The following is a 25,873-nucleotide window of genomic DNA, read 5'->3' on the forward strand; positions in this document are numbered from 1 at the left end:
AATTACCATCCTAAACCGCAACAACCCCTTTAATGTGCGGGTGCGGGTCGTAGTTTTCCAGCGTAAAATCTTCAAACTTAAAATCGAAGATGCTTTTTACATCGGGGTTTATTTTCATGGTTGGTAGTGGCCTTGGGTCGCGGCTTAGTTGCAGCGCGGCTTGCTCCAGGTGGTTATTGTAAATGTGCGCGTCGCCAAAGGTGTGGATAAAGTCGCCGTAGTCAAGGTCGCATACCTGTGCCATCATCATCGTAAGCAACGCGTATGATGCGATGTTAAAAGGCACCCCTAAAAATATATCGGCACTGCGCTGGTAAAGCTGGCAGGATAGTTTGCCCCTTGTTTCGCCTTTTGAGGCATCTGCAGGCTGCACGTAAAACTGGAAAAGGCTATGGCAGGGTGGTAGAGCCATTTGGTTAACGTCGGCCACGTTCCATGCCGATACCATTATGCGGCGAGAATCCGGGTTGTTTTTGATCTGGTTGACCACCTGGGTTATCTGATCGATATGGCCGCCATCCGGGGTAGGCCAGCTGCGCCATTGGTAACCGTACACCGGGCCAAGGTTACCGCTCTCATCAGCCCACTCATCCCAAATGCGAACGCCGTTATCTTTCAGGTATTGGATATTGGTATCACCGGTTAAAAACCAGATAAGTTCGTGAATGATGGATTTGAGGTGCAGCTTCTTTGTCGTTACCATCGGGAAACCATCTTTTAGGTTAAATCGCATTTGGTAACCAAAAACGCTAAGGGTGCCTGTACCTGTGCGGTCATGCTTTTGCGCTCCGTTCTCCATCACATGCTGCATCAGGTCGAGGTACTGTTTCATTTTAGGATAATTATTGATTTCGTGAATTGTTGAATTAGTGATTTCCGATCTTTTGGACGAAACCAACAATCCATAACTATTATTTAGTTGGCATTAAGAAACCATTCTCCCAATCTCCCATTCACTTTATAAAACACTACAAATAAAAATAATCTATTTTTGGTATCCTACTGATGTGTATAAATACATGCGGTGTTAATTGAATTTTTGATGATAACATTTCCCAACGCCAAAATAAATATAGGCCTTAATATTATTGCCCGCCGCCCCGATGGTTACCACGACCTGGAAACCGTTTTTTACCCCATCAAAATTAATGATGTGCTGGAAGTGGTAGAGGCTGATAAACTGAGTTTCGAATCATCTGGTTTAGCCATTCCCGGGACGATGGAAGACAACCTTTGTATCAAAGGTTACCATTTGTTAAAAAAAGACCACGACCTGCCGCCGGTAAAAATTTTTCTGGAGAAGAATATCCCGATAGGTGCGGGACTTGGAGGAGGATCTGCCGATGCGGGGTTTTTCATTAAATTGATGAGCGATAAATTTGGCCTTGAACTAAGCGATGACCGCATGGAAGAATACGCACGGATGCTTGGTGCCGACTGCGCTTCCTTCATCCGCAACAAACCTGTGTTCGCATTTGAGAAGGGAGACGAGTTTGAACCTATCAATCTCGACCTGTCTGCTTACAAAATTGTATTGGTGATGCCCGATGAGCACGTATCAACCGCAGAAGCCTACAGAGGCGTAAAACCTGCCGCGGTTCGCGATTCGTTATACGATCTGGTAAAAACGCCCCTTACGGCATGGAGAGGGCAGATTAAGAATGACTTTGAGGCCCATATCTTCCACGATCATCCCGTTATACGTGGCGTAAAAGCAGAACTGTATGAGCATGGCGCCATATACGCCAGTATGAGCGGGAGCGGGGCGTCAGTTTTTGGTATTTTTGAGACATTGCCAGACCTTGGGAATATGAAAGAAAACTACCAGGTTTTTGAAAATGTGTAACAAGGCATGGGTGTACAGCTATCTCAAATCTTAGGTCTTAAAACTCCTATCTAATCTTTGCTGATATATTCCCGGTCTTCGTCACTTAGTGTAGTTTTATCTTCATCGGCGTGTAGCTCATCGTAGTGCTCGCTGATGTTGTATTTCTTGTTTTTTGGGCGGCCCACCAATACGCCTAAAATAAACGCTGCAACCGCGATGGCCGTCATTACCGGCACCTTAGACATATAGGTAGTAGAGAATAGAATTGTGAATTTTACCTCATCAGTGTTTTGCATAATGATGATGGTTAGCAACACCACAATTACAAGCGCGATAATATTTTTAATGCTCATTGATTCTCCCCCTGTTTTTAGTTTCCACAAGATGCGATTTTAAAACGTGTTTTTAAAATATTGGATCTCGAGCCACATTAAACACCGGATAAATATTTGAACCGGAGGAGGTGGCAGGGCTCGCGAAAAATCAACTCTTCAATATTCTAACATTGCAGATGCCCACCTGGATTTGGCCACCAAATTCTATCAATTTTTATGGCACGATAATCGCCTTATGTCATCGATTGGGTGTTGAGTTTTAAGCCTGATATTTCGCTCGAAAATCAAATTGGTATACAAACTCTGCACTTGTACCAGTTTCTATAAAATCTCACATCAGGACTTCGGTACACTTTCTTCCCGAAAATTGACTGTTTTAACAAATTAAATTTATACGTTATTTAACATGATGTAAATACCTCATTTATAATCAACTAAGCGGTTTATTTTGTTTCTTAAAAGGTTATTGCTATTATTTTTAGTATTTGCTTATTTTTCAAATTTGATAGGCGTTAATTAATAATTTATATGTACTTAATAAGTATCTGATTATCAAGTATATATATAATTATCTTAATTTTTATATTCAAATGGTTTGTAAAAATATATCTCTCTTCCGTGCTGTTTGCAAATAAAAACTGTAATCAATTTCAATACACTATTTAATTTAAAAAATGCGTCAGTTTCCCTCGGATTTGTTGTGGCGGGAAAATGTATCGCTAAAATATAAGATGGCTTAGAATGGCTTAAAATGCCCTAGATATTGAAGTTTACTTTGCCCCCACCCTGGAGATTTGAGGTGAATTACGGGCGTAATTAGTTAGAGCAAAACGGCAGATTAACGGTTACGGCGCTTAGCTACTTGCTTCTGGGCGACAGGAAAAAGGAAGACTGTAGAAAGAATAATAGCAGAGCCTACCCAAAAACCAGCGGACATTTTATTCATCTCGCCAAAGAAAAGGAACGACATAATGATGCCATATACAGGCTCCAGGTTGGTAACAAGTGCTACCTTAAAGGCCGAAATTTCGCGCATTACCGATACGCCCGCAACATAGGCAAGCGCTGTACATACGGTGCCAAGGATAACAAGGTAACCAATATCAGATAGGTTTGGTAAGGCAAATTCTATGAGCCCACCTGTTACAAAAAGGTAAATAGTGATCCATAAAAGGGCGCCGCTTAGCTCATAAAAAGCAATCACAGGGGCTTCCAGTTTCTTTACAAAACGGCTGTTGATGATGGAAAACAGGCTTGCAAGAATAGCGCTAATTAGGCCTGCTATAATACCCTTAGTGTATTTATATTCGAATTTAAAGATCAAAACAATGCCGGTAATAATTAAAATACCGGCTACGATCTCCATTTTTGAGATGCGTGTTTTGTTGATCAGTGGCTCAAAAATGGCGGTAAAAAGTGTGATGGACGACAGGCAAACCAAGGCCACCGGGATGGTGGAAAGTTTGATAGAAGCGAAAAATAGGATCCAATGGCCGCCCACTAAAGCGCCAGTAAAAGCCAATTTTAGTATCGTTTTAGCCTCTATTTTGAACGCTGTTTTGCTGAATTTGAAGTATAGAAACAACGATACCGCGGCAATTAGCACCCGGTACCAAACTAAATTTACCGCAGATATGGTGATAGCCTGGCCCAATATGCCGGTAAATCCCCAGATAAAAACGGTAAAATGGAGGATTAAAAGGTTTTTGTTTAGTCCCGGAATCGCTTTTTTTCGCCCCAAATTAGCCCCTGTTTTGGTCATTATTTGGGTGCTTTAATGATAAGGATATAGGCTAATGTACCAAAAATGAGGCTCGGTGTGAGCACTGCTATGAGGGGTGGGAAGCCTCCTTTTATGGCAAAAACCAACGCGAATTTGTTAACTACAATGTAGGTAAAACAGATGAAAATACCAATCCCCAGGGGTAGGCCAACACCCCCGCGCACTTTTCTGGAAGAGATGGCAACGCCAATACACGTGAGTACAAACGTGGATAAGGGCTCTACAAACCGCCTGTATTTTTCAAATTGCATGTCAACAATTACGCCAGTGCTGCGAGTCTTTTCCTTCTCTATTCCCTGGTTCAACACTGCTAAACTCATGGTTCCGTAAATGTTGCTTATCACATTATCATGGGCTTCAAAGTCAATTGGACGCATGTCTAAGGCGGTATCTATAGGGGGTAAATTTGTTTTTAAAGTTTCTTTTAAACCGTTTACATAACGTATAGTTGCCATATTCAGCGTCCACTTATTTTTAAGCGAATCGTACTTTACACTGGTTGCTGTCAACTTCTCTTTTAGCTCATCGCCATCAAATTTTTCGAGGGTAAAATTGTACCCTGTTTTTAAGTTTGGGTCGTAAGTTTGGAGGTAAACAAAGGTGCGTTTATCCAATTGTATGTGCACTTCGCTCTTGGAAGGGTCGTCGTTTTTAAAGAAATGCGAACTTTCAAAAGATACTTTTAGCTTGTTTGTATAAGGTAAAACGTAGATATTTAAGAGCAGAGAAATAACAAATATCAATGATGCCGAGATGATATAGGGCCTTGTAAAACGATAAAAACTGGCCTTGCTGGTTAAGATAGGCACAATTTCGGTTTGGTTGGCCATCTTCGCCGTGAAGAATATTACAGCCAAAAAGTTGATGAGCGGTGATAGCAGCATCATATAAAACGGGATAAACCCGGCGTAATAAACAAATATTACATCATGTATGGTAGTAGCATCACCCAAAAAATTGTCCAGGTGTTCAGAAACATCAAACACTACCGATATCACCAAAAAAATACCCAGCGTAAACACAAATGTGCCCAGGTATTTCCTCATGATAAAGGAATCGATAATGGTTAAATACTTATCTAAAAAGCGTTTCATTTATAATCTTTGGCCTAAACGGGTTACCATAACTTTCTTCCAGTCGTAAAACTCACCGCTGATGATTTTATTGCGTGCTTCCTGAACTAACCAGATGTAAAAGTGCAAGTTATGCAAAGTTGCTATCTGCGCCCCCAACATTTCGCCGCTATGGATCAGGTGGCGCAAGTACGCTTTGCTATAGCAGGTATCGGCATAAAGGTCGCTATCGGCCTCGATGGGGCTAAAATCGTTCTTCCACTTTTCGTTACGCATGTTCATGACGCCATTTTTGGTGAACAACATGCCGTTGCGCGCGTTACGGGTAGGCATAACACAATCAAACATATCAATGCCTAAGGCTATGTTTTCCAGCAGGTTAATTGGCGTGCCTACGCCCATCAGGTAACGCGGTTTATGTTCGGGCAGTATATTACACACTACCTCTGTCATGGCGTACATCTCTTCGGCCGGTTCGCCTACGCTAAGGCCTCCAATGGCATTACCTTCGCGTTCAAAAGAAGCGATAACCTCGGCAGAACGGATGCGCAGATCCTTATAAACAGATCCCTGTACAATAGGGAACAGGGTTTGATCGTACCCGTATTTAGGTTGGGTAGCATCAAAACGGTCGCAACAGCGCTTAAGCCAGCGGTGCGTCATCTCTATAGATCGTTTCGCGTAGTTATAATCGCAGGGGTAAGGCGTACATTCATCAAAAGCCATAATGATATCGGCACCAATAGTGCGCTGGATATCCATCACATTTTCGGCCGTAAACAGGTGTTTAGACCCATCTACATGCGAACGAAAGGTTACGCCCTCTTCCTTTATCTTACGTACCTCGGTAAGCGAATATACCTGGTAGCCTCCGCTATCCGTTAAAATAGGGCCTTCCCAACCGTTAAATTTGTGCAGGCCGCCAGCCTGTTCAAGGGTGTTTAACCCCGGCCTTAAGTATAGGTGGTAGGTGTTCCCTAAGATGATCTGTGCCTTAATATCGTCCTTCAACTCGCGCTGGTGGACTGCTTTTACCGTGCCGGCTGTGCCAACAGGCATAAAAATAGGCGTTTGTATAACCCCGTGGTCTGTAGTAACCTCGCCCGCGCGGGCCTTAGAAAGAGGATCGTGTGCTGTTAAATTAAATTTCATTTATCGGCACAAAATTAACAAAAGCTACCTTATTGTTGTAACCTTTAAAGGTAGCAAAGTGGTAATGTTTGCTGCTGATAGCTAAATGTTTTGCACATTTTGATGAAGTAATACCTTTAATATAAAATATGTTAACATTTCAGCTTTAAAACATGACAACATTACAACCTTTTTTAACAACTTTGCACCTTATTATTAAGGGGTTTGGAAGGTTATATACAAGAGGCATTATTTGTTTTATTTCAGTTATGTTTTATTGTACAGTTGTATTACCTCATTAGTAATCACAGCAAGCTAATGCGCTACACCCCGCATGATAAAATGCCTGCCCCGGGTGTGCCAATTTCTGTTATTATCAGCGCCCGTAACGAGGCCCGCAACCTTATACAAAACTTACCTTATATACTACAGCAAAATTACCCCGATTACGAGGTGGTTGTAATAAACGATTGCTCGAGCGATAACTCTCACGAGGTTTTGCAGGATATCCAGCGCGAGTTTGCGCACCTTAAAGTGGTGACCATTAGCGAGCACGTACGCTTCAAAACCGGAAAAAAATTCGCGTTAACCCTGGGCATTAAAGCTGCTAAACACGAGCACCTTTTATTTACCGATGCCGATTGCAAGCCCGCTACTTTAAACTGGATAACCCGCATGGCGGCTAAATTCGCCGGCGATACGCAGATCATTTTAGGCTACTCGCCATATACCCGTACCGGCAATTTTTTAAACCCGTTCGTCAGGTTCGAGACGTTGAAAACCGCACTCAATTATCTGTCGGCAGCGCTAAATGGTAACGCTTATATGGGCATTGGTCGTAACCTGGCCTATACCAAAACATTATTTTTTGGGGCGAAGGGTTTTGCGGCGCACATGCATGTAATATCCGGTGATGACGACTTGTTTGTAAACCAAAACTCAACAGCAACAAATACCGTAATTGAGATACACCCCGATACTTTTACTTATACCGATGCCAAAACAACTTTAGGCAGCTGGTTTAGGCAAAAGAAAAGGCACATGGGTGTTGGTAAACTGTATAAAAATAACCACAGGCGCATGCTTAGTTTTGATGCGGTAAGCGGCTTTTTATTTTATGTTTTATTTATATTGTGCCTGGTGTTTAAGTTTGAACCGCTATTAGCCATTGGCGTAGTGGTTTTTAGGTTAGCACTACAGCTAATTATTTACCGCAAGGTATTTAAACGGTTGGCTTGCGGTGATCTGGTATGGTCATTGCCTTTTTTTGATATGATATATTATATATATTTAAACGTGTTTGGATTGATAGGTACCTTTATTAAAACCACCAGATGGAAATAAATAAAAATTTCACCGAGAATGCGAAGAACGATTTTCACCTGGTTGTAAAGGCAAGGGAGGGAAGCCAAAAAGCTTATGCCGACCTGATGCACCGCTATAAAGATTCTATTTACTTTATGGTGCTGAAGATGGTGAACAATAAGGAAGATGCCAACGACCTTACCGTAGAAACCTTTGCTAAGGCCTTTGAAAAACTGGAAAAATATCAGCCCGAGTATGCTTTTAGTACCTGGCTTTTCCGCGTGGCTACCAATAATTGTATCGATTTTATCCGTAAGAAAAAATTGAATACGCAGTCGATACATGGGATGCTTGATGAGGATGGCGACGAAAAGCCGCTGCAAATAAAATCGGATATACTAAACCCCGAGGAGTTTTCCATCAAAAAACAGCAAACCGAAGAACTTAAATTACTGATAGAGAGTTTACCCATCCGGTATCGTAACCTGATAACATTGCGTTACTTCGACGAGTTATCGTACGAGGAGATAGCGCAACAGCTCGACTTGCCTTTGGGCACCGTTAAGGCACAATTGTTTAGGGCGAGATACCTGTTAGGTAACATCATTAACCGACATAATAAGGATGACATCTGATATCCTGCTCAAATACTTTCCCGAAATAACAGCCGGGCAACAAGCACAGTTTGCTCAGTTACAAGAGCTTTACAGTCTTTGGAACAGCCAGATAAACGTGATATCCCGTAAGGATATCGACTTGCTTTACGAACGCCACGTGCTGCACTCGTTAGGTATTGCTAAGGTGATGACCTTTTTACCCGGCGAAAACGTGTTAGATGTTGGTACCGGCGGTGGTTTCCCCGGCATTCCACTGGCTATTATGTTCCCCGAAACTAATTTCCATTTGGTTGATTCTATCGGCAAAAAAATAAAGGTAGTTAACGAAGTTGCCGCTGCTTTGGGGTTGCAGAACGTTAAAAGCACCCATGCACGTGCCGAAGAGATTAAGGAGCAGTTTGATTTTGTTGTGTCGCGCGCGGTTACGCAGCTAAAAGATTTTTACCCCTGGGTAAAGGGCAAATTCAACAAAAGATCTAACAATAAATTAGCTAACGGGATCCTGTATTTAAAAGGTGGCGACCTTACACAAGAAATTGCCGAAGCGGGTTTAGCCGTTCAGCAATATCATCTCAAAGACTACTTTGAGGAAGAGTTTTTTGAAACCAAACAGGTTATTTACGTGAAAGGGTAATTAGTAACGTGACCCCATTATTAGTATCATACCGGCATAATTTTCTCTATCAGCAAATTTGCCTTCAAGAATTCCTGCCACATGCGATCCAGCTTTGTCAGAAATATTAAAATTTCCCGAAAGTAAATATTCGCCCGGATCTGTTTCTACATAACCTTTAAACGTATTTAGGGCTGCAATCATCTGTTCATCACAACCATTGCCTACACTTTTTACAAGTTTAACATTGTCTATTTGATGATTACTTTTTACTCTGTAAGATACAACAACGTTACCGGCGGTATTATTTTCGCGTGCCTTTTTTGGATAAATTATTGCCCTTAACATGTAATTAGACAGACTATCATAAGCCCGATCGGTCCAACTTAAGTAAGAACTTATTTTTAGATGATAGTCCTGAGATGATTTTTCAATTGTTGGTACCGTGCCATTAATAAACTTAGTGCTAATTTTAGTTTTAATAGCACCAGATTTCCTGTTAACAACCGGGGTATCTATCACTATAGAAACAGCTGGCGGGGATTTTACGCCTTTTAGCTTTTTGTTTTCGATCGGCGGCGGTGGCGGCGGAAGTTTTATTTGATCTTTTACTTTAGGGCGCGCCGGCAGCGGGAGCTTTACCTGGTCCTTTACTTTAGGGGGAGCTGGCGGTGGCGGCATACGGTTTTGTTTTGGCGGTGCAGGTGGTGGTGGCGGCATTTTTGGTGCTTGCTGTATAATTATGTTACCAATGAACTCCGGCTGCTTCCTTACATTATTTTTGGCCAGATAATTGGCTTGGTTACCCGGTAGCCAAAAATCTATCTCAACTATATACTTACCTGCTTTACTTTTAAGCACATAGGGGAATTTTTTCAATGCATTTACCGCAAATTCGTCGTAACCGTTATGTGTGCTTTCGGCCACCGTTACGTTACTTAATTTGCCGGGTACATTAATGTCAAAATTTAATACCACGGCACCATTAATATGCTTTTTCAATGCCTCGGCCGGGAACTTCCCGTGGATATTTACATAGCTATACACAGCAGTAAAAGGCTTTTTTACAGGTGCTGTCGGTGGTGGCGGCATTAATACCTTATTAGTATCGGCAAATGCAGACGCACGCTCAACTATTTCGATCTTCATACCGGCTTTCATAAGATCTGTTTTACCTGTTTCGGTTAAAGAGTTGACGGTGTAAGTAGTTTTAACCCCTGTTTTTGGATTTTCGTGCACCATTTTGTCTGATACGATACTAAGGTTATCCCTCAAATCGGTAATTTTAAGAGCATACTTAGTGCTGTCGAGCCTTAATTTAATTGTTTTGCGCGGGGCCAGTTCTATCAGCCCATAATCTTTACTAAACACCAGTGTTGATGCGCACAGCATGCCCGCGCAAAGCGGGACGGCTGCCAGGTACTTTAGCCTTGCTAACTTACCCGATCGGTTTTTGTTTAACATAATGATCCTCTTTTTTAATAGGTTATAATTGAAAAATGAGTGCGCTATAGAATTGCCCTGTATGCCGTAGGCGTTGTTCAATAAAAAAGAAGAGTAGGCGAGGGCGTCCTGCTCGTGGGCAGCGGTTTGCTCGTCGGCTATGTATTCGTGGATGGTTTTAAGGCTGCGCTGTATCAGGTAGATAAATGGGTTAAACCAGTTAAAAACTTTTACCACCTCCAAAAAGATAATATCTGCCGAGTGCTTTTGGCGGATGTGCACCAGCTCATGCGCTATAATGGTTTCGGGCTGGGGTACATTGCTGCCAATGAACAGGTAATTAAAGAACGAAAAGGCGGTGTTCTCATCATTCAGCTTAACCAATTTATACTGGTCCTGGTATAAGGATTGATTTTTACGGGTGAGGATGTACAGCTTGCGCAAACGGAACATCAGCACAAATAAGGCTACGATCGCACCTGCTATATACAGGTAAACTAAAACCTCATCAAACGTAATATGCTCAACAGGCTCGGCTATTTGAATAGGCTGGACATTTACCGCGGTAAGATTTACATTGTAAACAGGCTCTTCTATCAATATCTCGGGTACAATCGGTTTAAGCACGCTTAGTTGCATAACCGGCATTACAAAGGCTATTACACAGCTAAATATCAGGTAAAAGCGACTTAACGTATAATGCGTATCGCGGTTTAAGAACAGGCAATAGCACAAATAAAATACGCCCAGGTATATATTTGCCTCGATAAGGTAATGCAACCAGCTCATTTTTTTTGAGATTTAAGTTTGTTTATCAGTTCGGTTAGTTCATCCAATTCTTTAAGGCCAAGGTCTTTTTCATCGGCGATGAACGATACCAGGCTCTTATAGGAATTATCAAAGTAGTTGCTCATCAGCTTATCAAACGTAAACTTCTTGTAGTCGTCCTCGCTAATGAGGGGGAAGTACACGTGCGAGTTGCCATAGGCTTTATGGTCGAGAAATCCTTTACCTTCCAGCACTCTAACTACAGTTGATACTGTGTTGTAAGCGGGTTTGGGCTCAGGGATCTTCTCGATAATATCTTTTACTATCCCTTCTTTTAATTGCCACAGTATCTGCATGATCTGTTCTTCGGCCTTGGTAAGTTCTTTAAGTTTCATAGCAAACTATCTTTGTAGTTGAATAAAGGTATAACTATTTCTATAGTTTGCAAACTATTTTTGTAGTTTCTATAGATTATTTTTTATAAAATATATTTTTACCTATAAATGCTAATTATTTTAGGAAAATATTTACTTTAGAAGTTCAGAAAAACGCATGTCTCTACTCCACCAGGTTGCTTTAACATTTGTAAATAAGATAGGGCCGGTGCTTGCCCGGTCAATGGCGAGCCACTTTGGTGGTGCCGAAGAAGTATTCAAAAAATCTAAAGAGGCTTTAACGCAAGCCCGCGGAGTAGGCGCGAAACGGTTAGAATTATCTGACTTTGATGAGGCCTTACGCAGGGCCGAGCAGGAATTGAAATTCATCGAAAACAACAAAGTAGATGTACTATATTATACCGATCCACGGTTTCCGCGTAAGTTAAAAACTTGCCATGATGCGCCTTTGCTGTTATATTCAAAGGGTAACGCCAACCTTAACAACCATCGCATAATAAGTATTGTGGGTACCCGCAACGCTACAGATTATGGACGTAACTTGTGTAAACAATTGGTTGAGGAATTACAGGACTATAACGTACTAATTGTAAGTGGGCTTGCCCTTGGCATAGACACAGCCGCCCATCGCGAAAGCATAGCTTTAAATGTGCCCACGGTTGGTGTGCTTGGGCATGGTTACGATAAAATGTATCCTTCACAAAACCGTTCCTTAGCTGAGAAAATGCAGGGTAACGGCGGCTTACTTACCGAATATCCATCGGGCACGATACCAAACCGCGAGAATTTCCCGCAGCGTAACCGCATTGTAGCCGGCATGGCCGATGCTACCGTTGTGGTAGAAGCGGGCTTAAAGGGTGGCGCGTTGATAACTGCCGAGATAGCAAACTCGTATAACCGTGATGTATTTGCTTTTCCAGGAAGGTTGGGAGACGAGTATTCTGAGGGGTGTAATTTCCTGATCCGCAATAATAAAGCTGCCCTGCTTACCTGCGTTGCCGATTTGGCTTACAGCCTCGGTTGGGAAATGAATAGTGATATTACCAGCGCCCCGGAACAATTAATGCTACCGATAGATCTATCCGCAGAAGAACGGGCAGTTTACGAAATTATCCAGCAGCACAAACTCCCGCTGGCAATAGACGACTTATCTATCAAAGCAAATATGCCTATGAGCCAACTTGCCATGACCTTGCTGGATATGGAATTGCAGGGCTTTATCCGGTCGTTACCCGGTAAAACGTATAAGGTGAATTAATCCTCTTTAGGGCTATCGTAAAAGGTAAGTTTGCCGGTTGCTTCATAGATCTCTGTCCAGTTATCCAGTTCAAATTCGATCAGCGCTACCGAACATGGCGGCACATCCCTGATAGCCCCGCTCAGATAATAAAGTACCTGGCTTATACCGGGGTTGTGGCCAATCAAAGCTATAAAATCTTTATCCTGCGGTAAGCTTTCTATCACTTTTAAAAGCGCGCTTTCGCTGGCATCGTAAATTTCTTTATCGGTAATAGCTTGTGGCAGATCTAAAACCTGGCTAAAAACATTTGCGGTAGATAACGTGCGTAAGGCGGGGCTTGCCACCAATATCTGAGGCCAAATGCTGTTCGCTTGCAAACGCGTTGCCATCAGTTCGGCCTGTTTAAAACCTTTGTCGGTAAGCGGGCGTTCAAAATCAGCGAAGCCAGATTCGTGCGTGGCTTTGGCGTGGCGGATAAGCAATAACTTTTTCATGGGCATAAAACAAAAAAGAGGAACGTTTGTCCCTCTTTTTTTGTTTGTATTTAAGCTTTAAGTCTTAGAATTTGTAACCGATAGAAACACCGAATACACGTTTTTTAGTTTTAACTGTATCATCATTAGAGATGTTAGACAGACCAAGGTCGTAGTTTAAACCAGCCAGGAAACCGCCTTTAAATTCAACACCTGCAATGCCATTTAAACCAAAATCAGTACGTTTAATGTCACCGGCATCACTACCAAAACTAAGGTCTGTGCTCTCAGTTACACCACCACTGGTAACTTTTGATTTAGCAATTACACCTACTGCGGCATAAGGGCCTGCACCCAAATATATGTTACCGATAACTACAGGGATGTGATAAACAATGTTTACCGGCACCTGTAAGTAGTAAAGGTTTATTTTTGCAACATCGCCGTCACTTTCTTCTTTACCACCTTTGCCGGTAAAGTTTAAAGCTGGTTGTATAGAAACACCGCCTAATTTAAAATCAGCAAATACACCGGCAGAAAACGTGGTTAAAGTACCTGAAGTGTAGGTAACAGATGAGCCGGATGCTGATGCAGACGCTGATAAAGTTGCGAAATTTGCACCGCCCCTGATACCAAAAGTTGGTAATTGTGCAAACGCTGTTGATGCCGCAAACGCGCAGCAAAGTAATAGTAATAATTTTTTCATGTGATAAGATTTATTGTTTGCGCTAAAATAAGAATTAAAACTAAATAATTCGTTTAAATTACTTATTTACAAATGCAGCTATAGGTTGTTCCGGGATTTCATACATACATTTAAAGTGCCCAAGCGGGCATTTTTCTAACCCGAATTTTGAACAGGGGCGACAGCTTAGGTCAACGCCGGCTACCAAAACATCCTTAACCATATAGGGTTGCACGCCCAAAAGTTCGGGCACCGTGCCACCCCAGATGGATACTATCGGAACGTTAAAAGCCTCGGCAATATGGGTGAGGCCGGTATCAAATCCAATAATGCTTTTGGCCTGCGACACCAGGAAAACTGATTCGTCAAGCGTGGTTATCCCGCAAGCATTATAAATTCTTGTGCCGATGGCCGCGGCAATTTCTTCGCCATTGGCTTTTACATCGTTACCACCTAAAAGCACAATTGGTGCATTGACCTGCCTGCAAATGCTGATGATCTTTTCATTTGGCATCCTTTTGGTAAAGTGTGTAGCGCCAATTACAAATGCCACATAGTTTTGGTGCGATGCAGGGAGCAGGGTAGATAGCTGATAATCCTGTTTAATGTAGTAATCTATCGGCTTGGCATCATTTGTTATCTCTAAAAATTGTACTGTTTTTAAATACCTATCCACCAAATGTGTGGGCGGCACCAGCTTTAAATTAAACTTAAGACTTAGCCATTTGCGGATCGTCTGCTTTTTGTAGGTTGACGATTTGATGCCCGTGCGCAGTTTTATGAGCGCGGTACGCAGGTTATTATGCAGATCGATAATGTGATCGTAACCCTCTGCTTTGATATCGGCAATGGTTTCGCCAAGAGTTGGTTTCAGAAGCAATAACTTATCTACGTAGGGGTTATTGTCGTAAATATATTTGAACGCGGATTTGGTTAGGAAGTGCACCTCAGCATCCGGTAATTGCATTTTTAAACAACGCACAACAGGTGTGGTATATATAATATCACCCATCGAGCTAAAGCGGATAACCAGGATCTTCATTAAATAATTAGTGATTTATTGATTTCGAATTTCGAATGTTCGGTTTCGGATTTATAAATTTGTGGTTTTATATCAACCTTTTTTCGCCTCACTTTGCGCTTTTATCCTGTTAATGATGGATGTGGACGAGTACCCATCAACAAGCGTAATGGTTTTTACTTCGCCGCCATTGGCTAACACTTCCCTGGCCCCGGCAATTTGGTCTACCGTATAATCGGCGCCTTTAACCAATACATCAGGCAGCAGTTCAGAAATAAGTTCACGGGGGGTATCTTCTTCAAACAATATCACAGCATCAACAAAAAACAGGGCGGCTAACAAAGCGGCGCGGTTATTTTGATCATTTACCGGGCGGCTTTCACCTTTTAACCGCTTTACAGATGCATCAGCATTTAGGCCGATGATGAGTTTATCGCCCAGTTCCGCAGCTTTGGATAGATAGGTAATATGCCCTAAATGCAGCAGATCGAAAACACCGTTGGTAAACACCACTTTTTTACCCTCTCTTTTCCACCCGGAAATGGCGGCTTTGAGCTGGGGTAAGGCAACTATCTTACTAAGAAGCGTTTTTTCGAGATCGTGGCGCATGCTATAAATTTAATAAAAATTAATAGGCATCATCCACCGCTTTGCACAGAATGTGGCCAATAAGGATATGCATTTCCTGGATACGGGCGGTAACATCAGATGGCACAATGATATTCAAATCACAAATGCCATTCATTTTACCACCATCGCGGCCGGATAACCCAAGTGTTTTACAACCGATTTTACCTGCTGCATCAAACGCATTCAATATTCCCTGGCTATTACCACTTGTAGAAATGCCTATAAACAGGTCGCCGGGTTGGGCAAGAGCTTCTATCTGGCGCGAGAACACGTGATTATACCCATAATCGTTAGCTATAGCTGTAAGTGCCGATGTATCAACCGTTAAGGCTATGCCCGGCAGGGCTTTGCGCTCTTTTACAAAGCGGCCGCTCAATTCTGCCGCTATGTGTTGCGCATCGGCAGCACTGCCACCGTTACCTGCAATCAATACTTTTTTACCATCTTTTAATACAGCTACCATGGTACGGCAAGCCACCTCAATATCGTTAGACAGGCTTTCGATAACCTTCTGTATTAATTTTTGATGCTCGTATAGTTCTTCAATAACCATCTGTTGTAAATCCTAATTTCTAAAACGCTAAATTCTAAAGTAGACTTAAATTCCAAGATTAAATCCTAATCTGTGATCACAAACCACTAATCTCTGCCTCGAATATCTTCCAGTATTTCTTTAACCGTTGTAACCGCTGCGCCGGTTTGTCTTATCACGATGGCGGCGGCGTGGTTTGCCAGCTCGCAGGCCTCCTCTACATTAAGGCCTTGTGCCATAAAATAAACCATGGTGGCAATAACGGTATCGCCTGCGCCGGTAACGTCAAATACGGATGTGGCCTTAACCGGTAATAGTTTGTATGTTAATTCGCTGATGATAACCATGCCTTGTTCGGATAAGGTTACCACAATATATTCTGCCCCGGTTTGTTTCAGTATGATGCGTGCTGCATGCTGAAGTTCGTCAATATTGGTGATCTTTTCTTTTTTGGCAGCCTCGGCCAGTTCCTTACGGTTGGGCTTGATGATGTAAGCACCTTTGTATTTACCGTAGTTAAGCCCTTTAGGGTCTATAACTACTTTTTTACCTTGTTTATTGGCTTCAGCTATTAATTCCTGTGTAAGGCCTTCAGAGAATAACCCTTTGTTATAATCAGAAAATATTACAATATCCGCTTGCGCGATGCTCGGTTTTATCTGGCTGATAAATTCGGCTTGCAAGCTTTCGGTTAGCGGGTTTGTTACTTCTCTGTCCACTCTCACCAATTGATGGCTGCCGGCCATTACGCGGGTTTTTACCGTAGTAGGGCGGGTATTATCCTTAAAAATGCCATCAACGTCAATGCCTTCTTCAATCAAAATATTGGTTAAGCGTACAGCATCAGTATCATCGCCGGTAATACCAGCTAACGAAATTTTGGCGCCGAGCGATAACAAGTTTTGCGCTACGTTGGCTGCGCCGCCGGGGGTAGTGAATTCTTTTTTTACATTTACGATAGGCACGGGTGCCTCGGGCGAGAGCCTGGTGGCATCACCTATAATATAATGATCGATCATCAAGTCGCCAATTACCAAAATGTTTGGCGTTGGGCCCGTTTTTTGAAGCTCTCGTACTTTATCTGTTAGGGTCATTCTTTCGTGTCATTGGTCATTAAGTCATTTCGACTTGCCGACTTTACAGTGTTTACTTGCCGCCTCTTTTCTTTTCAAATACCTTTGTAATCTCGACTAAAGATAGGGCATTAAGGCACATTTCTTTTGTTAAACCGCCCTTGCGGGCAACATTTATGCCGTATTCCATATCATGGAAACCGCTGTTACGGTGCGCATCGGGATTAATAGATAATGTAACACCTTTAGCCAGCGCATATTGGTGCCATCGCCAGTCGAGATCAAGCCTCACCGGGTTGGCGTTAATTTCTATTACCACATTATTGGCGGCACAGGCATCAATAACCTTTTTGTAGTCGATATCATACCCCTTTCGGCTAAGTAAAAGCCTGCCGGTTGGATGGCCCAAAATGGTGGTATATGGATTTTCTATCGCTTTAATTAAACGTGCCGTAGCTTTATCTTCGGCCATTTTTAGGTTAGCGTGTACCGATGCCACAATAAAATCAAACTTTTTTAGGATTTCGTCCGGATAATCCAGCCCGCCATCATTTAAAATGTCCGATTCGACACCTTTAAAAATGTGGAATCCGGTTATCTTTTTGTTGAGGTGGTCTATCTCTTCCTGTTGCTGCAATACACGCTCGATGCTTAAACCTTTAGCGTAGAAAGCACTTTTGCTGTGGTCGCAAATACCAAGGTATTGCAGTTTTAGCTCGTCGCGGCAGTATAGGGCAATTTCTTCAAGGGTGTTTACACCGTCGCTCCAGGTACTGTGGTTGTGCAGGGCGCCTTTCAGGTCGTGGTAACTTATCAGGGTGGGCAGCTTATTTTCTGCAGCTTTTTCAATAAAGGTAATGCCTTCGCGCAATTCGGGCTGCATCCAGGCAAGGCCGGCCTTTTGGTATATTATTTCTTCTGTTTCGGGCTGCTCTAAAGGGATATTGATGCGCGATAGTACTTCATCAACATGCTCAATTGTGCCTGTGTTAACAAAAAGCTCATAATAGTAATCAGCCTTATCAACGCAGATGATATCAACCAGTAGCCCGTTTTTAAGTTCGGCAGAGATATGGGTGCCGTTTAAAACAACGTTTTGCAGGGTATCCAATTCGGCTAATGCATTAAAGGCTATCTGCTGGCTTAGGCTGCCCACAACAATAACCAGTTCGCTGATGATCTCGTTCAACCTGCGAAACTCGCCTGCCACATGTTTAAGCGCGTCCGGGAAGATTCCTTTGATCTCCTGCATCAGGTTTTTAACTTCCTGCTCCACCTGCGAATAAAGGAACTTGCCATTCCCCGCCATGCGAAATTCGATAACCTTCTTTATCTCGTCCTGCGTTTTTAAACCGAAGCCTTTAGCTTCAACAAGGCGGTTTTCGTTACAGGCATAATATAGTTCACCAACGTTTTCGATGCCAAGCTCTTTCCAGATGATCGCCACTTTTTTTGCACCGATGCCCTTAATGCCCATCATCTCTACCACACCCTCGGGCGTTTGATCGAGCATGTCCTGCAGTTCGGCCATGGTGCCGGTTTCCAGCAGTTCGGCAATTTTGGCGGCCAGGCTTTTGCCAATGCCATCTATCTTCTCCAGTTCGGCAACGGTTTTACCCGCCAGTTGGAAAGGCAGCTTATCTACCTTAAGGGCAGCATTAGCTATCGATTTTATTTTGAAGGGGTTAACCTCGTTTAATTCCATCAATTGCGATAATAAACGAAGCTTGCGTGCTATGGGTTTGTTCTCCATAATTTAGATATGCTGTAAAAATACAAATTGAGGTAGTATAATTACAGATTGTGAGAACGATTGTTCACATATAACCCAAAAAAAGCCGCTCATAAGGCGGCTTTAATATTAAAATTATTAAAATTTAGTATGTAGTACCGTCTTCTGCAAGAACTATTGCTTTTGAAGTTAGAATAGTATTAGGAAGCGGGAACTGCCATATTATAGAACCATTGGCGTCATCAAACGCGGTAAAGTGACCGATTGCGTCGCCGTTATCGCTGCTGCCTATAAATATCCTGCCAAAAGCAACTGTTGGCGTACTATCGCTGACCAGGGTGTTTGCATCCCATATTTGTTCGCCGGTTGTGGCATTAACGGCATACAGATGATTGCCTCCATCGCTTGCATATAACACACCATTGGCTAAGTAAGGCCCCTGCCGAAACCCTCCTTTTCCAACAAGGCCCGTCCAAATAAGGCTGCCATCGCTTTCCTTAACCGCATATAAACTGCCTTCTCTGTTAAAGTCGTCCGGATCGTGCCAGCTACCAAAATAAAGTACCCCACTATGAATAATGATTGTTGAATACTCGAGAGATATGTTGTCATTAGCGTTAAAACTCCATTTTAGTATCCCGGTGTTTGCATCAACAGCCCTTACAAAGCCGCTTCTGTTACCGATAAAAACAACTCCGTTCGAAACTTCAGGCTTTGCTTGAATAATGGCGTTACCCGTAGCGTACTCCCAAATTTTAGTCCCGGCTATGGCATCGAATGCGAACAAGATCCCTGCTGCACTGCCAATGTACACCACCCCGTTTGATACCGTAGGGCTCGAATCAAGATTATATGGAGTTCGATATTTCCATTTTAAAGTGCCTGTCACGGCATCAACAGCGTATAAATAATGGTCTCTGGCGCCAAAATATACGATACCGTTGGCAATGGTAGGGCCTGACAATGTTTTAGCAGCGGCGGGAAATTTCCATTTTACTGCGCCTGTAGTAGCATCAAAAGCATATAAACCATAAGCGATATTGGTAGCGTAGATGACCCCGCTTTCATATACCGGGTAGCCATATGTAAAGTCTGCGTTGAGCTCCTCGTACTTCCAAATCAGAGTGCCGTCCGTTCCTTTAAGGGCATAAAAAAGGCCATTTTGAGACCCGAAAAAAACGGTGTAATTTTCAACCGGATCAGGATCTGGGTGTGGATGAGTGGGTGTCGTTTTATCTTTTTTGCACGACGTGCCAAAAAATATCAAGGCTAAGAAGAGAATTTTAAACAGCGGATTGTTTAAGGAAAGGTTAAATTTGTTGTTTGAAAAGTCGGATTTTTTCATGATAGATAACTTATTTAAATTAATAATCGGCTTATTTATCAATACGTTAAGTGCTTAGGTATATAAATGTAAATAAATTTTAATTTAAAAGCAAAAAAGCTGCCCATACAGGCAGCTTTCATACTCAGGATATTATAATCTTATTTTATAACCACATCGTAAGGCATACGTGCCTGAGGGGTGCGCATCATTTTGGTAACGCCCTTTATTTGTTCGTAATAGCGGTAATTGTCGCCAAGTTCGGCTTTTACAAAGTGTGCTTTTACTTCGGCGGTAAGGCCTGCGCCAAAACGGTCGAGCGTGCTTTTTTGCTCGGGGTAGGATACCAGTTTGTAATCTTTTAGGTTCGCTTTTTTGGCGGCCGATTGTATGGCGTCGTTGATGTTACCCAACCTGTCAACCAAGCCAATTTTTAATGCCTGGGTGCCTGTCCATACGCGGCCCTGGCCAATACTGTTAATATACTCCTGTGTTTTACCGCGGCCCTTTGCTACAGCTTTGGTAAAATCATCGTAACCGTGGTTGACGCTGTTTTGTAGGATAGCCCTTTCTTCGGGGGTAAGCGGACGGCTAACATCCCCCAGATCGGCATACTTTCCGGTTTTTACACCATCGAAACTAAGGCCCAGTTTATCGGTAAATAATTTTTGCATGTTTGGCAAAATGGCAAAAATACCGATAGAGCCGGTAATGGTATTTGGTTCGGCAATAATAGAATCGGCCGCGCAGGCTATATAATAACCGCCCGATGCTGCCACATCACCCATAGAAATTATGATAGGTTTTACTTTTTTGGTAAGCATCACCTCGCGCCAGATAACATCTGATGCCAGCGAACTGCCACCAGGTGAGTTAACCCTTAAAACTACAGCTTTCACTTTATCATCGTTACGCACTTTACGCAACTCTTTAGAAATGGTTTCAGACCCGATGCTGTTATCGTCGCCATCGCCACCAGCTATTTCGCCCGATGCGTATATTACCGCGATACGGTTTTTAGAAGAAATAGCGTCAGGATCGGTAGTAGATGCTACGTCGCTCCTTAAGTAATTGTCAAGCTCGGCGGTTGCTATATCGTTTTTTTCTTTTGTGCCGGTGCGTTGTTTCAGGTCAGAAAGGATCTCGTCTTTATACTTAAGACCGTCAACAAGTTTATATTTTAAGGCGTCTTCGGGTTGTTGTATCAAACCCGTATTGGCGTAATTAAATAACGAATCTTTATTAATGTTACGGCTTTTGGCAATGCCCGTTAAAAAGTGATCATACATCGACCCTAAGTACGAGGTAACCTGCAGGCGGTTGGCATCACTCATTTTGGTTAAGATGTACGGTTCAACCGCGCTTTTATAAGTACCAACCTTTATCACCTGTGCCTCAATACCCAGTTTATCTAACGCACCTTTCAGGAAGGTTATCTGGGAACTAAATCCTCTAAATTCGAAGATCCCTTTTGGATTAATGTAAACTTTATCGGCAACGGATGCCAGGTAGTAAAAGCCCTGGGTATAAATTTCAGAATATGCTATGATGAACTTTTTAGATTTCTTAAAATCGATAAGCGCGTTCCGGATCTCTTCGGTAGTGGCCTGGCCATTCATCATGTAACTTTCGTCTAAAAAGATGCCTTTTATCTTATCGTCTGTTTTGGCTTTTTTAATGCTTGCAAGTATATCGTTCAGGCCCAGGTCGCGTTTTTTATCCAGCCCTAAAAACGGCAGGTTACTAAACGGGTTGTTTGGCGTGCGCTCGTTTATCTGGTAATCAAACTTGATATGAAGTACCGAATTTGCATCAACCTCTTCCGCTTTCTCACTACCGGCCGCAGCAATCAGGCCAATTAAAATTGCAAATCCGATAACGAAAATAAGCGTAACACCAACTATGGTGGCCAATACAAATTTGAAGAATTGTTTCATTAACTGTTATAAATAATCTATATATGCAAACTTAGTAATTAGCACACCATTAAGAGCCTTATACATAATAATTGTTACAACATGATTAACGTTTTTTTACTACTTGGCAGTAACCTGGGCAACCGTAAATCGTTTTTGCATATGGCTATTGAACATGTGGGGCAGGAGGTCGGCACTATCATACAAAAATCGCCCGTTTACGAAACGCAATCATGGGGAAAAACAGACCTGCCCGACTATTTAAACCAAGTTATACTATTACAAACCACGTTAACAGCACAACAAGTATTAGAAAAGGTATTAGGTATTGAGATAGAACTTGGCCGCACCCGCGAAGAGAGGTGGGGCTCGCGCACTATTGATATTGATATTTTATTTTATGGTGATGAGATCATTAATGATGAAAATTTAACGGTGCCTCACCCGCAATTGCACAACAGAAAGTTTACCTTAGAGCCTTTGGGGATGATCGCACCTGATTTTATACATCCTGTGTTAAATAAAACTATATTAGATTTGAAAAATAGCCTTAACGACGATTTGGTCGTAAAAAAGTTATAAATTTGATTATCATAAACTTTGCAGATGCCTGATAATTTACCAAGCCAAGACCTCGACCTGTCGTTTTTATACGAGATTGCCGATGGCAGTGATGACTTTATTGTTGATTCTATCGGGATGTTCCTGGAGCAAACCCCACAATTAATAACAGCTATTACCGATGCCATTGATACCGGCGACTGGGTTGTTGCTGCACAAGCTGCTCATAAACTTAAACCAAACCTTGGCTTTTTTGGAATGCCCCAAAGCCAGGCTAATATTCAAGATGTTGAACTTGCCTGCAAAGCAGGTGGTGCAGACCCCGCAGATATAAAAACCAAATTTGAAGCGGTTAAAGCAGTAGTGGAAACTAACCTGATAGAGCTGGAGAAGATAAAGAAAGAGAAAGAAGCGAACCTATAGGAGTTTAAGGTTCAAAGCAGAAAGTTTAAGGTAGAAAAAAATATAAAAGGAAAGGCAATCACACGTGATTGCCTTTCCTTTTATATTTTATCAAATTTTAGCCCGTTTGAGGACTTTCTACTTTTAACTCTCTACCATTAAGCTACTTCTTCCAGCTTAAAGCTGTAGCTTTCCATAATAAGGTTGGCTAACAGGTTTTTGCAGGCCTGGTCAACTTTGGCGTTAGCTGTTTCGGTGCTGTCGGCTTCAATTTCAAGGGTGATGTGTTTACCTATACGCACGTTTTGTATTTCAGATAAGCCCAGGTTTTTCATGCTGCCAGTTACGGCTTTTCCTTGTGGGTCAAGTATTTCTTTCTTCGGCATTACATCAATTTCGGCCAGGAATTTTTTCATCTGTTTGTTTTTGTAGGGCGATAACGATAATAAGCTTAACTATGTTTATGAGTATTGCCTATTACGGTGCTATCCGCAAATTTTAGTTGAATAATTGATAAGGTGATATACATTACGATAACCACCGGAACTGCCGCAAATTTAAAAAATAGAATGAGTATTGCCGAGAATAACAACAATATATAGCGATAAAAATTTTTGTTAAAATCGCGGTTCTTAAATTTAAGCGACATTAAAGGAATCTCGGCCACCAGCAGCGTACACATAACAATTATGAACGCCGTTAAACCGTAAGGGTTAAGTATATAGCGCGATACATTGCTGTATTGTACCAGTATCAACGGAATAGAAGCTATCAGGATGGCATTAGCCGGAGTTGGTAAACCAATAAAACTTTCGGCCTGGCGTGTATCGGTGTTGAACTTGGCAAGCCTTAATGCCGAGAATACCGGGATAAGGAATGCTATAAAATTAAGGTATTCGCTTACGTGTTGTATTTGCGGGGCTTGTAGCAGCAACTCATACATAATGGCTGATGGCAATACGCCAAAGCTTACCATATCTGCAAGGGAGTCAAGATCCTTACCTATGCCCGAAAAGGATTGTAAAACACGTGAGGCAAATCCGTCGAAAAAGTCAAAAATTGCTGCCAGGAAAATGGCATAGGCGGCAAAAACAAGATTATCCTGAAAAGTGAAAACAATGCCTATGCAACCGCTGAACAGGTTCGCACACGTTATAGCATTTGGAAGATGTTTTTTAACCCGTCGCCTCATAATGTGATGAAGGTATCATAAAATTTACAAAAACCCAAAGGAGTTGTAATTAACCTTCTGTTAACTATTAACTCCTTTAGGTGTAAAGATATTATGAATTCATTGATATCAAAAATTCTTCGTTGGTACGGGTGCCTCTAATTTGCGCCTGTAAGAATTCCATCGATTCTTGCGAGTTCATATCTGCGAGGTGGTTACGCAGTATCCAGATCCGTTGCAGGGTGTCGCGGTCAAGCAGCAAGTCGTCACGACGGGTGCTTGATGCGGTGATATCGATAGCAGGGAAAATACGTTTGTTAGATAGTTTACGATCCAGCTGTAACTCCATGTTACCTGTACCTTTAAACTCTTCAAATATAACCTCGTCCATCTTAGAACCGGTTTCTGTTAATGCTGTCGCGATGATAGTTAATGAACCGCCATCCTCGATGTTACGGGCAGCACCAAAAAAGCGTTTTGGTTTATGTAGCGCGTTGGCATCAACACCACCCGATAATATTTTACCTGAAGCAGGCGCTACCGTATTGTAAGCACGTGCCAAACGGGTGATAGAATCCAGCAGGATAACTACATCGTGGCCACACTCCACCATACGTTTTGCTTTCTCCAAAACAATGTTGGCAATTTTTACGTGGCGTTCTGCAGGCTCATCAAAGGTTGATGAAACCACTTCTGCGCGTACACTGCGGGCCATATCCGTAACCTCTTCAGGGCGTTCATCAATCAGTAATATGATCAGGTAAACCTCAGGGTGATTTTTGGCTATCGCGTTAGCAACATCCTTTAGCAACATGGTTTTACCTGTTTTTGGCTGCGCTACAATTAAGCCACGCTGGCCTTTACCAATAGGCGAGAACAGGTCCATGATACGGGTAGAATAATTACCGGCATCAGTAAATAAATTCAATTTCTCTGATGGGAAAAGCGGTGTTAAGTGGTCAAACGGTACACGGTCGCGTACTTCGGCAGGTATGCGGCCGTTAATAGCTTCTACACGTACCAGCGGGAAATATTTTTCACCCTCTTTTGGCGGGCGGATGCTACCGCGAACGGTATCACCTGTTTTTAAGCCAAAAAGTTTTATTTGAGATTGTGATACGTAAATATCATCAGGAGAGGTAAGGTAGTTATAATCTGACGAGCGCAAGAAACCGTAACCATCGGGCATTATCTCTAAAACGCCTTCGTTAACAATAACGTTATCAAAATCAAGGTTAATAGCAGGCTCCTGGTTTTTGGACTGTTGCGGGGCACGGCGCTCAAATTTTTGAGGGCGGCTTTCAGTTGCAGGTTGTTCCGGCTGGCCGGCTTGCTCTGTTTTTTCACCGGCCTGCTCTTCAGTAGTTTCTGTAGCAGGGGCGGCCTCTGCAGTTACCGTAGGTTCATTATGGTTGTTACCGTCTTTTTCCTGCTCTTCATCTTCTTCCTCCTGGTTAAACAGGTTGGTATCATCTAAAGGCACCTCAACACGTGGGGTATCTTTGGTTTTTACAGAACGGGTACGCTTCCGTGTTTTCTCGTTATTATCTACAGCGGCTTCGGGAGCGGGCTTTTCTGCGTAATTATTTTCAACAGTGTTATGTTGGTTCCTGGCGGCTTCAATTAACTGTTGTTGTTCTACTATTTTGGTGATCAGTGATGCTTTTCTAAGCTCATCTGCTTCTGCAATACCCAAACTTTTAGCAATTTCGCGCAACTCAGAAACGAGTTTGTCGTTCAATTCGGTTGTATCAGACATGATATGAATTATAGTTCAAAAGGATTTTTTGTGTGAAAATTGTTTTGTGAAACCCTGATTATG

General features: G+C 42.4%; 26 protein-coding genes. 7 read left to right on the plus strand and 19 right to left on the minus strand.

Annotation, left to right across the window (positions count from 1 at the left end):
- Positions 1 to 10 precede the first annotated feature (10 nt).
- The gene (locus tag ABIB39_RS09895) at positions 11 to 832 is read right to left on the minus strand and encodes a thymidylate synthase (protein ID WP_354429503.1); all 822 of its coding nucleotides are present in this window, start codon (positions 830 to 832) and stop codon (positions 11 to 13) included.
- Positions 833 to 1,042: 210 nt separating this feature from the next.
- Between ABIB39_RS09895 and ispE the strand changes: the two genes are divergently transcribed.
- Entirely contained in the window at positions 1,043 to 1,846 is an 804-nt protein-coding gene (gene ispE / locus ABIB39_RS09900) for a 4-(cytidine 5'-diphospho)-2-C-methyl-D-erythritol kinase (RefSeq protein ID WP_354429504.1), read from the plus strand.
- 50 nt (positions 1,847 to 1,896) lie between these two features.
- On the opposite strand, the gene ABIB39_RS09905 is transcribed toward ispE, so the two are convergent.
- The 4 genes from ABIB39_RS09905 to tgt form a co-directional block, all read right to left on the minus strand.
- The gene (locus ABIB39_RS09905; RefSeq protein WP_354429506.1) at positions 1,897 to 2,181 is read right to left on the minus strand and encodes a hypothetical protein; all 285 of its coding nucleotides are present in this window, start codon (positions 2,179 to 2,181) and stop codon (positions 1,897 to 1,899) included.
- 820 nt (positions 2,182 to 3,001) lie between these two features.
- Complete coding sequence (locus tag ABIB39_RS09910; RefSeq protein WP_354429508.1) at positions 3,002 to 3,925, minus strand: DMT family transporter; 924 nt, start codon at positions 3,923 to 3,925, stop codon at positions 3,002 to 3,004.
- Positions 3,925 to 5,040 carry an LptF/LptG family permease gene (locus tag ABIB39_RS09915; protein ID WP_354429510.1) on the minus strand — a complete coding sequence of 372 codons (1,116 nt, stop codon included), beginning with the start codon at positions 5,038 to 5,040 and terminating at the stop codon, positions 3,925 to 3,927. Before ABIB39_RS09915 ends, ABIB39_RS09910 begins: the two co-directional genes overlap by 1 nt.
- Complete coding sequence (tgt, locus tag ABIB39_RS09920; RefSeq protein WP_354429512.1) at positions 5,041 to 6,171, minus strand: tRNA guanosine(34) transglycosylase Tgt; 1,131 nt, start codon at positions 6,169 to 6,171, stop codon at positions 5,041 to 5,043.
- 204 nt (positions 6,172 to 6,375) lie between these two features.
- Here tgt and ABIB39_RS09925 point away from each other — a divergent pair, with 204 nt between their 5' ends.
- Genes ABIB39_RS09925 through rsmG form a run of 3 tightly spaced genes read left to right on the plus strand, consistent with a single transcriptional unit; the run spans position 6,376 to position 8,706 of the window.
- Positions 6,376 to 7,494 carry a glycosyltransferase gene (locus ABIB39_RS09925; protein WP_502916199.1) on the plus strand — a complete coding sequence of 373 codons (1,119 nt, stop codon included), beginning with the start codon at positions 6,376 to 6,378 and terminating at the stop codon, positions 7,492 to 7,494.
- The gene (locus ABIB39_RS09930) at positions 7,485 to 8,090 is read left to right on the plus strand and encodes an RNA polymerase sigma factor (protein WP_354429516.1); all 606 of its coding nucleotides are present in this window, start codon (positions 7,485 to 7,487) and stop codon (positions 8,088 to 8,090) included. Before ABIB39_RS09925 ends, ABIB39_RS09930 begins: the two co-directional genes overlap by 10 nt.
- Complete coding sequence (gene rsmG / locus ABIB39_RS09935; protein WP_354429517.1) at positions 8,080 to 8,706, plus strand: 16S rRNA (guanine(527)-N(7))-methyltransferase RsmG; 627 nt, start codon at positions 8,080 to 8,082, stop codon at positions 8,704 to 8,706. Before ABIB39_RS09930 ends, rsmG begins: the two co-directional genes overlap by 11 nt.
- Here rsmG and ABIB39_RS09940 read toward each other — a convergent pair whose 3' ends face one another.
- Positions 8,707 to 10,917 (minus strand): TonB family protein, encoded by a 2,211-nt coding sequence (locus tag ABIB39_RS09940; protein ID WP_354429519.1) that lies wholly within the window; start codon positions 10,915 to 10,917, stop codon positions 8,707 to 8,709.
- Positions 10,914 to 11,291 (minus strand): BlaI/MecI/CopY family transcriptional regulator, encoded by a 378-nt coding sequence (locus tag ABIB39_RS09945; RefSeq protein WP_354429520.1) that lies wholly within the window; start codon positions 11,289 to 11,291, stop codon positions 10,914 to 10,916. The genes ABIB39_RS09940 and ABIB39_RS09945 overlap by 4 nt, the downstream gene beginning before the upstream one ends.
- A gap of 157 nt (positions 11,292 to 11,448) precedes the next feature.
- Between ABIB39_RS09945 and dprA the strand changes: the two genes are divergently transcribed.
- Positions 11,449 to 12,549, plus strand: a complete 1,101-nt coding sequence (gene dprA / locus ABIB39_RS09950; RefSeq protein ID WP_354429522.1) for a DNA-processing protein DprA — start codon at positions 11,449 to 11,451, stop codon at positions 12,547 to 12,549.
- Here the strand turns inward: dprA and ABIB39_RS09955 are convergent.
- The 9 genes from ABIB39_RS09955 to sppA all read right to left on the minus strand — a co-directional run bounded on the left by ABIB39_RS09955 (position 12,546) and on the right by sppA (position 21,938).
- Entirely contained in the window at positions 12,546 to 13,025 is a 480-nt protein-coding gene (locus ABIB39_RS09955; protein WP_354429523.1) for a SixA phosphatase family protein, read from the minus strand. The two genes, dprA and ABIB39_RS09955, sit on opposite strands and share 4 nt — an antisense overlap.
- Before the next feature lie 64 nt (positions 13,026 to 13,089).
- Positions 13,090 to 13,710 (minus strand): porin family protein, encoded by a 621-nt coding sequence (locus tag ABIB39_RS09960; RefSeq protein ID WP_354429525.1) that lies wholly within the window; start codon positions 13,708 to 13,710, stop codon positions 13,090 to 13,092.
- A gap of 58 nt (positions 13,711 to 13,768) precedes the next feature.
- Entirely contained in the window at positions 13,769 to 14,731 is a 963-nt protein-coding gene (locus ABIB39_RS09965; RefSeq protein ID WP_354429527.1) for a glycosyltransferase family 9 protein, read from the minus strand.
- A 72-nt stretch (positions 14,732 to 14,803) separates the two neighbouring features.
- A complete protein-coding gene (gene rfaE2, locus ABIB39_RS09970) occupies positions 14,804 to 15,319 on the minus strand; it encodes a D-glycero-beta-D-manno-heptose 1-phosphate adenylyltransferase (RefSeq protein ID WP_354429529.1) in 516 nt (171 codons plus the stop codon).
- A 19-nt stretch (positions 15,320 to 15,338) separates the two neighbouring features.
- Positions 15,339 to 15,893, minus strand: a complete 555-nt coding sequence (locus ABIB39_RS09975; RefSeq protein WP_354429530.1) for a D-sedoheptulose 7-phosphate isomerase — start codon at positions 15,891 to 15,893, stop codon at positions 15,339 to 15,341.
- A gap of 86 nt (positions 15,894 to 15,979) precedes the next feature.
- Positions 15,980 to 16,966 (minus strand): D-glycero-beta-D-manno-heptose-7-phosphate kinase, encoded by a 987-nt coding sequence (gene rfaE1, locus ABIB39_RS09980; protein WP_354429532.1) that lies wholly within the window; start codon positions 16,964 to 16,966, stop codon positions 15,980 to 15,982.
- 52 nt (positions 16,967 to 17,018) lie between these two features.
- The gene (locus ABIB39_RS09985; protein WP_354429533.1) at positions 17,019 to 18,698 is read right to left on the minus strand and encodes a helix-hairpin-helix domain-containing protein; all 1,680 of its coding nucleotides are present in this window, start codon (positions 18,696 to 18,698) and stop codon (positions 17,019 to 17,021) included.
- Between the two features lie 124 nt (positions 18,699 to 18,822).
- Complete coding sequence (locus ABIB39_RS09990) at positions 18,823 to 20,022, minus strand: outer membrane protein assembly factor BamB family protein (protein WP_354429534.1); 1,200 nt, start codon at positions 20,020 to 20,022, stop codon at positions 18,823 to 18,825.
- A 140-nt stretch (positions 20,023 to 20,162) separates the two neighbouring features.
- Positions 20,163 to 21,938, minus strand: coding sequence for a signal peptide peptidase SppA (gene sppA / locus ABIB39_RS09995; RefSeq protein WP_354429536.1), 1,776 nt, complete (start codon positions 21,936 to 21,938; stop codon positions 20,163 to 20,165).
- An 81-nt stretch (positions 21,939 to 22,019) separates the two neighbouring features.
- Between sppA and folK the strand changes: the two genes are divergently transcribed.
- Together folK and ABIB39_RS10005 are read left to right on the plus strand one after the other, a co-directional pair.
- On the plus strand, positions 22,020 to 22,499 hold the full coding sequence (folK, locus tag ABIB39_RS10000; RefSeq protein ID WP_354429538.1) for a 2-amino-4-hydroxy-6-hydroxymethyldihydropteridine diphosphokinase: 480 nt from the start codon (positions 22,020 to 22,022) through the stop codon (positions 22,497 to 22,499).
- A gap of 24 nt (positions 22,500 to 22,523) precedes the next feature.
- The gene (locus ABIB39_RS10005; protein ID WP_354429539.1) at positions 22,524 to 22,901 is read left to right on the plus strand and encodes an Hpt domain-containing protein; all 378 of its coding nucleotides are present in this window, start codon (positions 22,524 to 22,526) and stop codon (positions 22,899 to 22,901) included.
- Between the two features lie 137 nt (positions 22,902 to 23,038).
- Here ABIB39_RS10005 and purS read toward each other — a convergent pair whose 3' ends face one another.
- The 3 genes from purS to rho form a co-directional block, all read right to left on the minus strand.
- Positions 23,039 to 23,296, minus strand: coding sequence for a phosphoribosylformylglycinamidine synthase subunit PurS (gene purS, locus ABIB39_RS10010; RefSeq protein WP_354429541.1), 258 nt, complete (start codon positions 23,294 to 23,296; stop codon positions 23,039 to 23,041).
- 35 nt (positions 23,297 to 23,331) lie between these two features.
- Positions 23,332 to 24,072 (minus strand): CDP-diacylglycerol--serine O-phosphatidyltransferase, encoded by a 741-nt coding sequence (gene pssA, locus ABIB39_RS10015; protein WP_354429543.1) that lies wholly within the window; start codon positions 24,070 to 24,072, stop codon positions 23,332 to 23,334.
- A gap of 91 nt (positions 24,073 to 24,163) precedes the next feature.
- Positions 24,164 to 25,810 (minus strand): transcription termination factor Rho, encoded by a 1,647-nt coding sequence (gene rho, locus ABIB39_RS10020; RefSeq protein ID WP_354429545.1) that lies wholly within the window; start codon positions 25,808 to 25,810, stop codon positions 24,164 to 24,166.
- Between the last annotated feature and the right edge of the window lie 63 nt (positions 25,811 to 25,873).

Origin of the sequence: Mucilaginibacter sp. UYP27, assembly GCF_040547175.1 — a bacterium.
Classification (GTDB): Bacteria; Bacteroidota; Bacteroidia; order Sphingobacteriales; family Sphingobacteriaceae; genus Mucilaginibacter.